This window comes from Metabacillus arenae (assembly GCF_014773385.1).
Lineage (GTDB): Bacteria > Bacillota > Bacilli > Bacillales > Bacillaceae > Metabacillus_D > Metabacillus_D arenae.
Genome location: NZ_JACXAI010000010.1, coordinates 74977 through 88126 on the forward strand (window position 1 = coordinate 74977; position 13150 = coordinate 88126).

The window sequence follows — 13150 nt, forward strand, 5'->3', positions numbered from 1 at the left end:
TATGAGGAAAATTCTATCCTTTTTATCATTTGAGGGTAACCGTAATGTCCAATCCTAAGCTGCGGATCGGAATGATTGGACTGGACACTTCACATTGTGAAATTTTTACTAAGTCACTGAATGAGGTTTCTAATGATGGAAAAGTGTTGTTTGCTTTTAAGGGAGGGTCGCCTGATCTTGCAATCAGCAGTGAGAGGATTAACAATTATACAAAACTGCTCACTGAAAATTACGGTGTTGAGCTGATAGATTCGATTGAATCTCTAGCTGAAATAAGTGACGCACTATTATTAACATCTGTTGATGGAAGAATTCATTTGCAGCAGTTTACGGCTGCTGCTCCTTACAAAAAACCTGTATTTATTGATAAACCTTTAACAATCAGCTACAGGGAGGCAAAAGAAATTTACCGTATTTCAGAGCTTTATCATACACCTGTTATGAGCTCTTCCTCTCTTCGTTTTTCTGATTCGCTAATGGAAGCAAAACAAAATGTTAAAGGTAGAGTTGAAGGGACATATTGTTTTGGACCGATGCCATTACTTGCAGGCATTCCAGGGTTGTTTTGGTATGGGATTCATACTGTCGAAATCCTTTATTCATTATATGGACCAGGCTGCAAGAAAGTTCGAGCAGAATCAAATGACAATAGTTTTGTAATTAGAAGCTACTGGAAAGATGGTCGAACAGCAGTTTTAAGAGGCAGCAAGGATCATGACAGCGGCTTTGGAGGCTATATTCATACAGACACGGAATCCATTTCCTTTCACACAAAATCAGATAAGAGACCATACTATATAAATCTGCTCAAAGAAATTCTCACTTTTTTTCACACTCATCAATCCCCTATAAGAAAAGAAGAAACACTCGAAGTGATAAGGTTTATTGAAGCTGCTAATGAGTCTTTATTGACGAAGGAGTCTGTAAAACTATAAAAAATTTTTAAACTGATCATACTAATGATAAAAACTGGCTGGTCCAGAAGCGGTAATCGAGTCGATTTTATACTACAAATGAAATACAACTAAATCTTAACTTCCTATAAAAGACTGAATATTCAGTCTTTTTTTATAATATCAGAATTTATATGTTATCTCATTATTGGCGGTTTAATAACAATATATGGAACCTGTACACTACTTAGTTTTGATGATTTATGTCGAATAATCGATATTTTGAAATTTTCGAAGATAAGTCTGCCGATTTCGAAGATAAATCTCAGATTTCGAAGATATAAGGGGAAAAATCGAAGATAAGTAAACGATCGGTGGATAATCAAGAGCAAAAAGCTATTTGTTATGGAATGAACAAACAGAAATCGTTTGAAATATGGCAAAATGAAGCGAGCACCCTAAAGAACTGGTTAAAGAGTATAGAAAAAAATCAGCTCTTTCGCTGATTTCATCAATTCCTACCTCCGACCTCACACCTTCAGAAATACGCGTAGCGTTTTTCTTAGTGAGATCAGAAAATTTAAGTTAATTAAAGTATTAACGTGTTAAAGTTAGTTATAGTTGTCCAGCTGCAACGCCTAGCCCGCCTGAGGTCTCAGGGCTAATCTTCAAAGAAAGGAAAAAACGCCTTTCTTTGAAGCTCGTCCGAGTTCTCGCCCCAGGCTGAGCAAGGCGCTTCCGCTTTTCCTTGTTGTCCAGCTCCAGGCGTCATCGGCTCGTCTTATGCTTGTCACCGAAGGACTAGCGCCTTGCACTTTTCTTTCTACTTAGTTCGAGAATTGCAACAGATCTTGCCACAGGCTAAATATCACTCCATACTCCCTGGAGGATCAAGCGTTGTCGGGCATTTTGATAGGATTCGTTAAATTTTTGTTGTACTATATCGTAATCCTTTTCAATAAGTGCTTTATATATACTTTGGTTAATTTCGTTGGCATGATAATGCTTATGATGAGGTGTCATTTTCCAATTTACTACTGAATAATAGATGATTCTGTCTCTAAAGGAGTCATAAATAGCACTAATGGCCTCGTTATTTACTGATGAAATAAAAAATCGAGAAAACATAAATGACTGAGAGATATACTCGTAGTAGTCATCATTTTTGCTGGCCTCAATCTGTTTATCAAGAAATTGCCTTAATGCGTGTAAATCACAAGGAAGATCTTGTTGCTTAATGCTATTTAATGCATAAAGCCTAAGCATGAGCTGAACTTCAAGAATATTTAAAATTTCATTATAAGAGATATTTTTAACTAAGAAACCACGTTTTTTTAATGAAGTAATCAAACCCTCTGATTCAAGCCGAGAGATGGCTGCCCGAATAGGAGTACGACTCATATTGTATTCATTCGCTAATTCATTTTCGGACAAATGTGTACCTGGCATTAAAACCCCCTTAACAATGCTTTCTCTTAATTTCTGATAGGCGACTTCATTTAAATAGTTTTGAGACATTGAATGATAATTCCTTTCAAATGATAAAAGATAGAACACTAGCAAAGTTGTATTGATAATATTGTTTATTATTTTTAATAATCCAATAGCTTAACAACAAAAAACTCTTTTGATTGATAGAAAACATTGATGTACCGCTAGTATATCAAGCAAAAAGCTGCTTGTACACTTCTAGTATTCAATATGTGCAATTGAATGATCATGGTTTAAAACAGTCAAAAAGCAAAAACTTCTATATTCGCTGTATTTATAGTAGTTGGTTAACATTCAGCTTTTTAGATGGAAGTAGATACTGCGCATTTGATCCTACTGTGTCATGAATACAGAAAACATTTAAAAGAGAAATCATTCATCCAAATGAATTTACAGGATATTAAAGCAGGATTAATATCCTATTTACATACCAGTAGTACCATTAATGTATACATCATGGATACATTAAGTTAAACATAATAGTTTGAAAGGAGGAACCTTTTACAAATTTACACGTGTCACTCTCAAAGTTAAGGAGGAATCTCACTTATGGAACCCATTTATTTTATTCATCTTACTGATACGCACATCATTTCCCCTAGAAAAGGATTTCTATTTAATGTGGACGTAATAACTAAATTGCATTTAATTTTCGATGCCGTGAAAGAGTTAAGTATTAAACCACAATTTGTTGTCATCAGTGGCGATTTAACACACGATGGAGATGTTGAGGATTATCAATTTCTTAAAGAACTTCTTAATGAAAAATCATCGGAGCTCGGCATCCCTGTATTTACTGCGCTTGGCAACCATGATAGCAGGGAAGTTTTCCGAGAAGGCTATTTAAGTGAAGAGCCAACAGCAGAACCCTATTATTACGAAAAGATGATTGGGGAATTACGACTAATTGTACTAGATTCCCAGATTCCTGGCAGGGTTGGTGGGCATATAGATAAGGGACAGCTGGATTGGCTGGCCAGCATTCTGCAAACACCTGCTCCAGCTGGCACGATTCTAATGTTTCATCATCCTATTCTACCCACAATTTCACCGAGAACGACACTATTATTAAATAGGGAAGAATTAGCAACGATTATTGAAGATAGTGATGTCATCGGGATACTTACAGGACATATTCATTACAACAGTATTGGTGAATTTCATGGCATAACAAGCTTAACAGGAGCTGGAACAGGGTTTGGGTTTGATCCGACTACGAAAGATAGTATTCGTGTCTTAGATAATAGCGGCTTTAATTTCATTATGGTTAAGGATAGAAGAATGATGGTTTCTCCGATGTCAATTCCTAGTACTCATAAAGAAATGTTTCGTTTACCAATAGAAGTTTCTCGTAAAATCAGTTCATAGCATGGAATGGCTAAAGAAGAAAATACTATCTGGATAGGAGAAAAATAAATGTCGTTTAAATCTTTGATTTTCATTATATGTATTTCATTATTGGCAGCTTGTCAGAGTACTAGTGAACAGGCTGGAACGGCTCAAGAGAAGGCTAAAGATGAAGAAGTAACTCTACGATTTTACAGCTACAATCTTGGTAATGCTGCTCATGGAACAGGGACACAGATGCTTATCGATGAGTTTATGAAAGAGCATCCAAATATCAACATTGAGGGTGTACCTGTACCGATAGCCGAAGTAAACTCAAGAATTCATGCTGATGTTGTAGCTGGAAATTCTCCTGATATTGCTCAGATGGGGTTTAATGCCGCAGATTCTATCGTCAACGAGATGAAAGCAATTCCTCTGGAGTCGATTGCATCTGAAAAGGAGCTAGAAGAACATTTTGAGGGCTTCTCTCCAAACGCAGTTAACTTAGGAAAGTTAAATGGACAAACCTATGGATTGCCATTTACGATTAGTACCCCTGTTCTATTTTATAATGCCAGTTTGTTTAAGCAGGCAGGTTTGGATCCAAATCAACCACCTAAGAATTGGGGAGAGGTCAAAGAATATGCTTTGGCAATCAAAGATGCAACCGATGCTTCTGGAATTCAGATAGCATCTGATAGTTATGACTGGATTATCCAAGCATTAATCGCAAGCAATGGTGGACAAGTCGTTTCTGATAATCGAAAAGAAGTTACTTTTGGTAGTGATGAGGCTATTGAGAGCATTAAGATGTGGCAAGATCTTGTTCAAAGTGGAGCGCATAGCAAAATGACATATGAAGAGGCAAAGGAAGCTATGTTCCAAGGTAAAATAGGCATGTTTTTATTATCAAGTGCCGTTCAGAGTACATTAATTGATTCAGCTGAAAGCGGTGGGTGGGAGCTCAGATCAGCTGAAATGCCTGGATTTGGTGAACAACAATCAAGACCAACGAATTCAGGGAGCGGTCTGTTTGTTTTAAGTGATGATCCCGTAAAGCAAAAAGCAGCCTGGGAATTCATGAAATTTGTAACTAGTGAACGTGGTTATACGATTATCACATCTGAAATTGGCTACCTGCCTTTACGTCCCGAAATTGTTAAGGATCCTGAATATTTACAAGAATGGGCAGAAAAAAATCCACTTATACAACCTAATCTAAATCAGCTGGAACGTTTAACCCCGTGGACCTCATATCCAGGTGAAAACTATAGCAATATTGAAAAGATTTTAGTCGAAGCGGTGAGGAAAGCAACCTTTACTGATGGGGATGTTAAAAAAATCATGCAAGATGCTCAGCTACGTGCCCAAGACCTAGTCAAATAGAAAATATATCGATATGATCCCGGTATCATAGAAATTAGAACCGGGATCTTCTTTAAAAAGGCATTTAAAGGTTCTACCAAAAAGGAGCTGAATATGAAAAATACTGAAATAATTAAAGAGGTTAACAAGCAAATGAAGGTTTCACAAAGGATTTTGCCAAAAAAATTAATGTCTTTTCGTTCAATAGAGCCCTATTTATATTTAATTCCTGCCATTTTGTCTGTTGCATTTTGGATTTATCGTCCTTTACTGCAAGCATTTGAACTGAGTTTTTATAATTGGAATCTCATACAAACAAGCCCAAAAATCTTTGTAGGTTTAGAAAATTTTATCAGTATATTTAGACAGCCTGAAATGGGCAAGGCGTTAGTGAACACCATAATCTATATCATAGGAATATTACCATTATCCGTACTTATCCCTTTAATGATAGCCATTATGACAGATAATATTGGAAAAAAAGCAGGAAATATTTATCATGCGCTTATTTTTCTGCCAATGGTTATTGCTCCTGTTGTAATTGCAATTGTATGGCGCTGGATTTTACACCCTACAAATGGTATTGGTAGTGTGGTTTTAAATACTATTTTTCAATTAAAAGAACCTATTCGATTTTTTTCGGATGAAAGGATTGCCATATGGAGTATTGTATTTATTACAGGATGGAAGATGATCGGATTTAGTACACTTATCTTTTATACGGCATTAAAAGGAATGAATCGTGAATATTACGAAGCTGCAGCAGTTGATGGAGCATCTCGTTTTCAATTGATTCGGCATATTACAATGCCTCTCCTCTCACCATATATCTTACTTGTTACCATGATCAGTATCCTTTTCTCCTCAGAGTGGAGCTTTACCTATATTGATGTGTTAACAGAAGGAGGTCCGTTTTATTCCACTACAAATATTCATTACTTACTCTGGATTTTCGGCTTCCAAACATTTAAAGTAGGCTGGAGCTCAGCTGCTTCTATCCTATTATTTTGCTGCTTTGGGGTATTAGCTTGGTTGTTGATTCAATTAAGTAATAAATTATCATTTTATGATGACTAAGGAGGTAGCTGAAATGACACCGTACAATCATAAGCATCTTTCTTTGATGGGACAAATAACCAAACATTTTCTATTAATCAGTCTTTCTTTACTGGCAGTACTTCCAGTAGGCTGGATGTTGATCACCTCCTTTAGAGAGGAGAGCGTCATCTATTCACTAAATCTATTTTCTCCTCATTGGACATTGGAGAATTATGAAGCAGCTTGGAAGGCGATACCAATCGTAAAGATGCTGATTAATTCATCTATAGTAGCAATTGGCCAAACATTTTTTCAACTTTTCAGCAGTGTGTTAGCAGCATACGCTTTTACTCGTTGGAATTTTCGGGGCCAAAAGCTGCTCTATACTCTTATTTCTCTGACCTGGCTGGTGCCATTCCAGGTAACAATGATTCCAAATTATGTGACCATTACAAATGTTGGATGGGATAACACGCTCCTTGGGTTAATTATACCTAATGCTGTTTCAGCCTTTGCAATTCTTTCCCTGTATCAAGCTTTTAAATCTTTCCCGAAAGCTTTGATTGAGGCTGCTTATATAGAAGGAGCATCGAACTGGATGATATTGTGGAAAATTATTTTTCCTAACCTGAGAGCTTCAATTGCATCACTGGGTGTGCTGTTATTTATTTCAGCATGGAACGATTACTTTTGGCCTTTGATGGTCACGAATCAGCTGGAGAATACGACTGTTCAGATTGGTTTGAGAATGTTTATGTCATCTGATATTAATATGTGGGGACCATTAATGGCTGCATCTACTCTTTCCTGCTTACCTATTCTTGCAGTGTATTTAATTTTACAAAGACAAATTATCGATTCATTTGTTAAATGGGGGATACGTTAATGGCTAATCAATTGTTTGAAGAACAGGAAAACCAGCGCCATATAAAAGTCAAGGGGCTATATAACCTGCGTGATTTAGGGGGCTATCCTTCTTTTTGCGGTCGTCATACGATATGGAAACAAATATTTCGATCGGACAGCCTTCATAATCTAGCGATTGAAGGTCAACAACAAATAGTGGAAATGAATGTTAAAACAGTTATTGACTTGCGTCGTCCTCAAGAAATAGAGCAAGCGAAAAATGTTTTTTCTGACTCGGAACTTGTTAAATATATAAATATCTCTTTAATAGATATTTCGCCCTTTGAGGACAATAATAATTTACCAAACGGTCTCAAGGAGATGTATTTAAAAACTTTATATGAACGTCACGAAGCTATCCGAAATGTTTTTAAACAAATCCTAACAGCAGAAGGAGCGGTTCTATTTCATTGTGCTGTAGGAAAAGATCGGACAGGTCTTATTTCTGGACTACTTTTAGATCTAGTAGAGGTACCTCATTCGATCATAGCAGAGGACTATGCCTTTTCCAATCAATGTCTAGCACCCATTTTGCCAGAAATGCTGTCATCCCGTCCCGTGGCATTAAACGAAGAACAATATAACAGATTTATTCAATGTAAACCTGAATATATGCTTGATGTACTTAAAATGCTGGATGACGTTTATGATGGTACTGCTGGCTATTTACGAGCAATTGGGTTAACAGACAATGATATAAATGCTCTACAAAAAAAGCTAATTAGTTAAACATTACTTCCATAATCATTCGAGTGGAAGGCTCTTTTGTTGGGAACTGAACTTCGTTGAATTTGTTAACTGACTTTTGAAAGAACTTGCTTTAGTCTGCTTGTGCAATTAGGCTTGATTTTTATAATTTTTAGGGAGAGATAGCTTTGAATAATAAGTGGAATCAATTCATTTATAAAGCGTGGTCACCGATTTATGATCAATTTTTCAATAAAGGGTTGTTTTTAAAGGCTAGGAAGAGAGTCTTTGATGATATTCAACTAATGCCGGGAAGCAAAGTATTACTTGTTGGTGTAGGTACTGGAGCAGATTTAGTATTTTTTATGGACAAAGGGTATCACATAACGGCAATTGATTTTTCGGAGGATATGCTAAATCAAGCCAAAAAGAAATATCCAAAAGAGACGCTTAAGTTTATTCAATTGGATGCTCAAGAATTGAAATTTCCTGATTGTACATTTGATATGGTAGCGACAAGTTTGATTTTAAGTGTAGTCCCTGATCCAAACAAAACAATTAAAGAAATGGTACAGGTAGTAAAACCGGAAAAACAAGTAATAATTTTCGATAAATTTGTAAATAAAAATACAAAACCTTCTATAATAAAGACTTTTTTCGGGTGATAATAAAAATCTTTGGAACAGACATTGGAGTGGTCTTTCATCAATTGTATGAAGCAATTGATGATAAAGCAAAAATATTGGCAGACGAAGGAGTAATGCTGAAAGGAATGTACAGAAAATAATTCTTGCTAAATATGCCGGAAAGCTTTCTAACGCTCTAGAAAACCGTTAAAAAGGATCAATTTTGGACAATGTTTATTTCCTAAACCGAAGCAATCAATTTAGAAAGTCTCACGATTAATTTAAAGGCCGTTGCAATTCTTTTTATTACACTAATAATTCTGGAGATATCTATTAGATGTTTACATACAACATAAGGTTATCTAAGTTATGATAAAGCTTGTTTTCCTGGAGATAAAAACTCTTCAAATTCAACATAGATCTTACACCTTTATTCCTAGTCCAAACTCTTTATTTTAAAGCTTTAAATCGTTTTCACGTTTAAGTTATCAGGCATGTGGAAACATTCAAGAAAAGAGGAAAAGGAGGAAATTATGATTTCCTATTGGACAAAATTACTAATCCCGTTTGTTGTGTTATTTCTATTATTCGGTTGTGCAGGTGGAGAAAGCTCTCAACAAGAGAATGGGGAAAGCGCGAATTCCGGAGAAGAGGAAATGAAGCCAGCAGCTACGGCAGAGGTGAAAAATGTCGAGAATGAGTCAGTTGGAACGGTGAATTTTTACAATCATGAAGGAAAGGTAATAGTTGAAGCCAATATGAATGGATTAAAACCCGGCCATCATGGATTCCATATTCATGAAAAAGGTGTTTGTGAACCTGATGCTGAAGAAGGTCCATTTAAAACAGCAGGCGGACATTTTAACCCGGATGATCAATCGCATGCCGGTCATGCTGGAGATATGCCTTCCCTTTATGTGAATGAAGATGGAACAGCTGACTTTTCAGCGAGTTTTGACAGACTTTCTATTGATCAAATAACTGAGACCAAGCTTGCTGTTATGGTTCATTCAAATCCTGATAATTTTGGCAACATTCCTGATCGCTATCAAGCAGAGGGAGGGAAAACTGGTCCTGACGAGGAGACGATGAAAACTGGGGATGCAGGAGACCGAGAAGCTTGTGGAGTTATTACCCTATCTGAAGAAAAATAAAAAATTTTTCCAATTAAAAATACAATAAGCAAGCCGCTAGGATTTATTTTGCCTAGCGTTTTTTGTGTTAACAATTTAAAAGTTAGCTTAGCCAGTATTGCTATATCAACAAATAAGCGGGGTTCTGCAAATTCATTGTTCCATTTACGTCCTACTATAAAGTCTTCAACAGAAATGGTTATGTCATATTTTTTAACATATAACAATAAGAATTTTTAGAAATCTAGTTGACGAATAAAAATTTTTCGATAAAATAAGAGTATGTTATATTTTATTACATCATTATGTGAGTTTATCTAACTATAAGAGGAGGACGTTTTAATGGATACAATGTTTTTAATGAACAGCTTATGGGTCATGCTAGGAGCAATTTTAGTTATTTTCATGCAAGGCGGGTTTATTTTACTCGAAGCTGGTTCTACTCGTATGAAAAATGCCGGGCATATTGCAGGTAAAACCGTATTTACATTTGGATTAGCCTCTTTAGCGTTTTGGGCTGTTGGTTTTGGCTTTATTTTTGGTGAAAATGGAAATTTCTTAGTTGGACTTTCCCATTTCTTTTATTCAGGTTATGAAATTGAAGGTATGAATTTATCTTCATCTGTATTTTTCCTCTTTCAGCTTGCATTTGCTGGAATCTCAATTGCGATTGCGCTTGGAGGATTTGCAGAACGTGCTAAGTTATCTGTTTACCTAGTGTTTACGATTTTATTCTCTGCACTAGTATATCCGGTTGTGGCTCACTGGATTTGGGGCGGCGGCTGGCTTTCAGAGCATGGAAAACAAGATTTTGCCGGCTCAACAGTTGTCCATTTAACAGGTGCAATGGCTGCATTTGCCGCAACGATTTTACTCAAGCCGCGTATTGGAAAATTCAATAAAGATGGTTCAGCAAACAATATTTTTGGTCATAACCAAGTGTTTACTGCTCTTGGAGTTCTAATTCTATGGATTGGTTGGTTTGGATTTAATGCAGCAAGTACTGTTGCAGTTGATGATGGATTTTTCGGATTTGTAGCATTAAATACAAACCTTGCAGCGGGAGCAGGTGCGGTTGCGGCCCTATTAATCTCTTGGATTGTATTAGGAAAATCTGATGTTACGACAATGTTAAACGGTGCTTTAGCTGGTTTAGTTGCAATTACTGCCTCATGTGCTTTCGTTGAAACTTGGGCAGCAGTGGTGATTGGATTTATTGCCGGAATCATAGTTTTCTATAGTGTGAGATTTTTTGAAAAGAGAAAGATTGATGATCCTATTTATGCACTCTCTGTCCATGGAGCGGCAGGTGTATGGGGTACATTATCAACTGGCTTTTTTGCAACACCTGAACTTGCAACAGTCGGGTTGCCTGGCTTGTTTTATGGTGGAGGGTTTGAACAGTTAGGCGTTCAGTTCATGGGGGTCGCTGTGTCCGGAGTATATGCCTTTGTTGTATCCTTTATTATTCTTGCTGTTACGAAGAAAGTGTTGGGAGGCCTTCGTGTAACAGAAGAAGAAGAAATTATGGGCTTGGATATGAGTGAGCATGGAAGCTATGGATATCCAGAAGTATTTCAAGACAAAGGTGAGAAAGTGAGTTCATAAAAGATAGATCGGTGAGTCTTTCCATTAGATTGTTTTCCTGGGTTTTATTGGAATCAAAAAAAGTGGTCATCACCTCAATACAAATGGTATCCTTTAAAGTAAGAAGTTAGATAAAAGACTAAAGGCAATCGGGACTCTCCGATTGCCTTTGTTCAAACTTCTTTAAATTGTAATTGCAAAATCTCTTAGAATTTGAACTTCCCATTAAAAAGGAAGTGTATGATATGGACTTTCAATCGTATGAGTCGATTAAAGAATGGAAAATTCAACATATTCATGAACATACTTCAGATACTCGTTCCTTAAATGACTTTCATGACGAGATTATGAAGCTAGTTTTCGAGCTTTCTTTAAAAATTGTTTCGAAGAAAAAAGGGCCGCTTCCCTGCAAATTTTCTTGGTTTGTCATGGGGAGTGCAGGACGATATGAACAAGGAATCATTAGCGATCAGGATCATGGATTAGTTTTTGAAAAAAAAGATCATGATTCAAGTAATTATTTTCAGATACTTGGGGAAGAGATTGCCTTAGGCCTTCATATTGCAGGTTATCCATATTGTGAAGGGAAAGTGATGAGCTCAAACCCATTGTGGTGTAAGGGTTTAAAGGATTGGGAAGCCCAGCTTGCTGATTGGATGGAAACAGAAAGCTGGGAATCCATCCGCTACTCGCAAATTTTTTTTGATGGTAGAGTTTTAGCAGGAGATGAGGAGCTTTTAGGGAACTTAAAACAATACGTTGATCGATTGATACTTGATTATCCAAAGCTCTTGTCAAGATTTATGGATAACATCATGCATATTAATAATTCAATTGGTCCATTTGGGCAAATATTTGTTGAGCCAAATGGCCGGCATCAGGGATCGATTAATATTAAAAGAGCTGCTTTTATTCCTTATGTCAACGCAGTTAGGATTTTAGCGATCAAAGAAGGGATTCATCAGACTTCTACCTTAACCCGCCTGGAATTATTGTCTGAAAAGAGTGACTATGCAAGAGAATTGCAAGTTTATAAAGAGAGCTTTCTTAGATTATTAGATTACAGGTTGGCGTTGATTCATCAGGTTGACGATTATGAGGACGTTCATTTCCTTTCTATAAAAAATCTCAATCGTTCCGAGAAAAAAGAGATGAAGCAAATTCTCAAAAATGGGAAACAGCTGCATCAATATGTTCATGGGATTATCGAAAAGGGTGTTCAACATGGGCTTTGAACCATTAATCCATTTAATGAAGGAATTACATGGTAAAATCAATACAAGTGTTTTTGGTGCCGCTCAAGGCGGGCAAAATTCACAACAGGCAGCCTTTTTGCGTCAACTGCAAAGAGAAATAAAAGCGGAAGAAACAATGTCAATTCCTTTAGATGAATTAAAAGTTGTCGTATTTGATATTGAAACGACAGGGTTTTTCCCTGATCAAGGAAATGATATCCTTTCAATAGGAGCTATCAAGGTAAAGGGGTGCGAGGTATACGAAGATGAAGTTTTTTACTCCCTTATCAACCATGAGGAAAGCTTAGCTGATGACATCAAAAATTTAACAGGGTTATCAGAAGATGAATTAAAGGTTGCTCCCCCTGCTTCTCAGGTGCTATTGAAATTTTTTGAATTTGCAAAAGATCATACATTGGTTGCGCATCACGCTACCCATGAAAAATCCTTTATGCAGCATGCCAGCTGGAAGCTTTTTAAAACACCATTTAAACATCGTATTGTTGATACATCCTTTTTATATCGTATTGTCGAGCCAAGTATGAAATTTGTTCGGCTGGAAGACTGGTGTGAACATAATCAGATCACCGTAAAAGACCGTCACCATGCTTTAGGGGATGCAAAATTAACAGCAGATTTATGGTCTATTTACCTAAGTCAAGTGAAAAATTTAGGCTGCCGAAATTTAAGAGACATTTACGAGCGATTATCTCATTTGTAAAGCATTATTTCTTTTAAGAAATAGTGCTTTTTTTTATTTATCTTCACGCGGTACCAGGTACCGATTTATTTGATCTGTTTTTATAATAACGTGTTAAAGCTTACTATCGAGAAGATGAAAAAATAAAGTTGAATTAAGA

At 36.4% G+C, this 13150-nt stretch carries 13 protein-coding genes; 12 read left to right on the forward strand and 1 reads right to left on the reverse strand.

The window, feature by feature from the left end; translation table 11 throughout:
- Positions 1–44 precede the first annotated feature (44 nt).
- On the forward strand, positions 45–935 hold the full coding sequence (locus IC621_RS09640) for a Gfo/Idh/MocA family oxidoreductase (protein ID WP_191158084.1): 891 nt from the start codon (positions 45–47) through the stop codon (positions 933–935).
- 819 nt (positions 936–1754) lie between these two features.
- Here IC621_RS09640 and IC621_RS09645 read toward each other — a convergent pair.
- Positions 1755–2411: a GntR family transcriptional regulator gene (locus IC621_RS09645; protein WP_191158085.1), complete on the reverse strand. Its 657-nt coding sequence runs from the start codon at positions 2409–2411 to the stop codon at positions 1755–1757.
- 522 nt (positions 2412–2933) lie between these two features.
- Here IC621_RS09645 and IC621_RS09650 point away from each other — a divergent pair.
- The 11 genes from IC621_RS09650 to IC621_RS09695 all read left to right on the forward strand — a co-directional run bounded on the left by IC621_RS09650 (position 2934) and on the right by IC621_RS09695 (position 13011).
- The gene (locus IC621_RS09650; RefSeq protein ID WP_191158086.1) at positions 2934–3752 is read left to right on the forward strand and encodes a metallophosphoesterase family protein; all 819 of its coding nucleotides are present in this window, start codon (positions 2934–2936) and stop codon (positions 3750–3752) included.
- A 48-nt stretch (positions 3753–3800) separates the two neighbouring features.
- Complete coding sequence (locus IC621_RS09655) at positions 3801–5099, forward strand: ABC transporter substrate-binding protein (protein WP_191158087.1); 1299 nt, start codon at positions 3801–3803, stop codon at positions 5097–5099.
- A gap of 93 nt (positions 5100–5192) precedes the next feature.
- Positions 5193–6155 (forward strand): carbohydrate ABC transporter permease, encoded by a 963-nt coding sequence (locus IC621_RS09660; protein WP_191158088.1) that lies wholly within the window; start codon positions 5193–5195, stop codon positions 6153–6155.
- Positions 6156–6168: 13 nt separating this feature from the next.
- Entirely contained in the window at positions 6169–7002 is an 834-nt protein-coding gene (locus IC621_RS09665) for a carbohydrate ABC transporter permease (RefSeq protein ID WP_191158089.1), read from the forward strand.
- On the forward strand, positions 7002–7751 hold the full coding sequence (locus tag IC621_RS09670) for a tyrosine-protein phosphatase (RefSeq protein ID WP_191158090.1): 750 nt from the start codon (positions 7002–7004) through the stop codon (positions 7749–7751). The genes IC621_RS09665 and IC621_RS09670 overlap by 1 nt, the downstream gene beginning before the upstream one ends.
- A gap of 146 nt (positions 7752–7897) precedes the next feature.
- On the forward strand, positions 7898–8374 hold the full coding sequence (locus IC621_RS09675; RefSeq protein WP_224752432.1) for a class I SAM-dependent methyltransferase: 477 nt from the start codon (positions 7898–7900) through the stop codon (positions 8372–8374).
- Positions 8371–8496, forward strand: coding sequence for a hypothetical protein (locus IC621_RS26845; protein WP_263575986.1), 126 nt, complete (start codon positions 8371–8373; stop codon positions 8494–8496). Before IC621_RS09675 ends, IC621_RS26845 begins: the two co-directional genes overlap by 4 nt.
- Positions 8497–8868: 372 nt before the next feature.
- Positions 8869–9489, forward strand: a complete 621-nt coding sequence (locus IC621_RS09680) for a superoxide dismutase family protein (RefSeq protein ID WP_191158091.1) — start codon at positions 8869–8871, stop codon at positions 9487–9489.
- Positions 9490–9810: 321 nt separating this feature from the next.
- The gene (locus tag IC621_RS09685) at positions 9811–11076 is read left to right on the forward strand and encodes an ammonium transporter (RefSeq protein WP_191158092.1); all 1266 of its coding nucleotides are present in this window, start codon (positions 9811–9813) and stop codon (positions 11074–11076) included.
- A gap of 224 nt (positions 11077–11300) precedes the next feature.
- Positions 11301–12290, forward strand: a complete 990-nt coding sequence (locus tag IC621_RS09690; RefSeq protein ID WP_191158093.1) for a DUF294 nucleotidyltransferase-like domain-containing protein — start codon at positions 11301–11303, stop codon at positions 12288–12290.
- Positions 12280–13011 (forward strand): exonuclease domain-containing protein, encoded by a 732-nt coding sequence (locus IC621_RS09695; RefSeq protein WP_191158094.1) that lies wholly within the window; start codon positions 12280–12282, stop codon positions 13009–13011. The genes IC621_RS09690 and IC621_RS09695 overlap by 11 nt, the downstream gene beginning before the upstream one ends.
- Positions 13012–13150 lie beyond the last annotated feature (139 nt).

Coding starts and splice junctions, on each gene's coding strand:
- IC621_RS09640 (WP_191158084.1), top strand. CDS start 45: ATGTCCAATCCTAAGCTGCGGATCGGAATGATTGGACTGGACACTTCA.
- IC621_RS09645 (WP_191158085.1), bottom strand. CDS start 2,411: ATGTCTCAAAACTATTTAAATGAAGTCGCCTATCAGAAATTAAGAGAA.
- IC621_RS09650 (WP_191158086.1), top strand. CDS start 2,934: ATGGAACCCATTTATTTTATTCATCTTACTGATACGCACATCATTTCC.
- IC621_RS09655 (WP_191158087.1), top strand. CDS start 3,801: ATGTCGTTTAAATCTTTGATTTTCATTATATGTATTTCATTATTGGCA.
- IC621_RS09660 (WP_191158088.1), top strand. CDS start 5,193: ATGAAAAATACTGAAATAATTAAAGAGGTTAACAAGCAAATGAAGGTT.
- IC621_RS09665 (WP_191158089.1), top strand. CDS start 6,169: ATGACACCGTACAATCATAAGCATCTTTCTTTGATGGGACAAATAACC.
- IC621_RS09670 (WP_191158090.1), top strand. CDS start 7,002: ATGGCTAATCAATTGTTTGAAGAACAGGAAAACCAGCGCCATATAAAA.
- IC621_RS09680 (WP_191158091.1), top strand. CDS start 8,869: ATGATTTCCTATTGGACAAAATTACTAATCCCGTTTGTTGTGTTATTT.
- IC621_RS09685 (WP_191158092.1), top strand. CDS start 9,811: ATGGATACAATGTTTTTAATGAACAGCTTATGGGTCATGCTAGGAGCA.
- IC621_RS09690 (WP_191158093.1), top strand. CDS start 11,301: ATGGACTTTCAATCGTATGAGTCGATTAAAGAATGGAAAATTCAACAT.
- IC621_RS09695 (WP_191158094.1), top strand. CDS start 12,280: ATGGGCTTTGAACCATTAATCCATTTAATGAAGGAATTACATGGTAAA.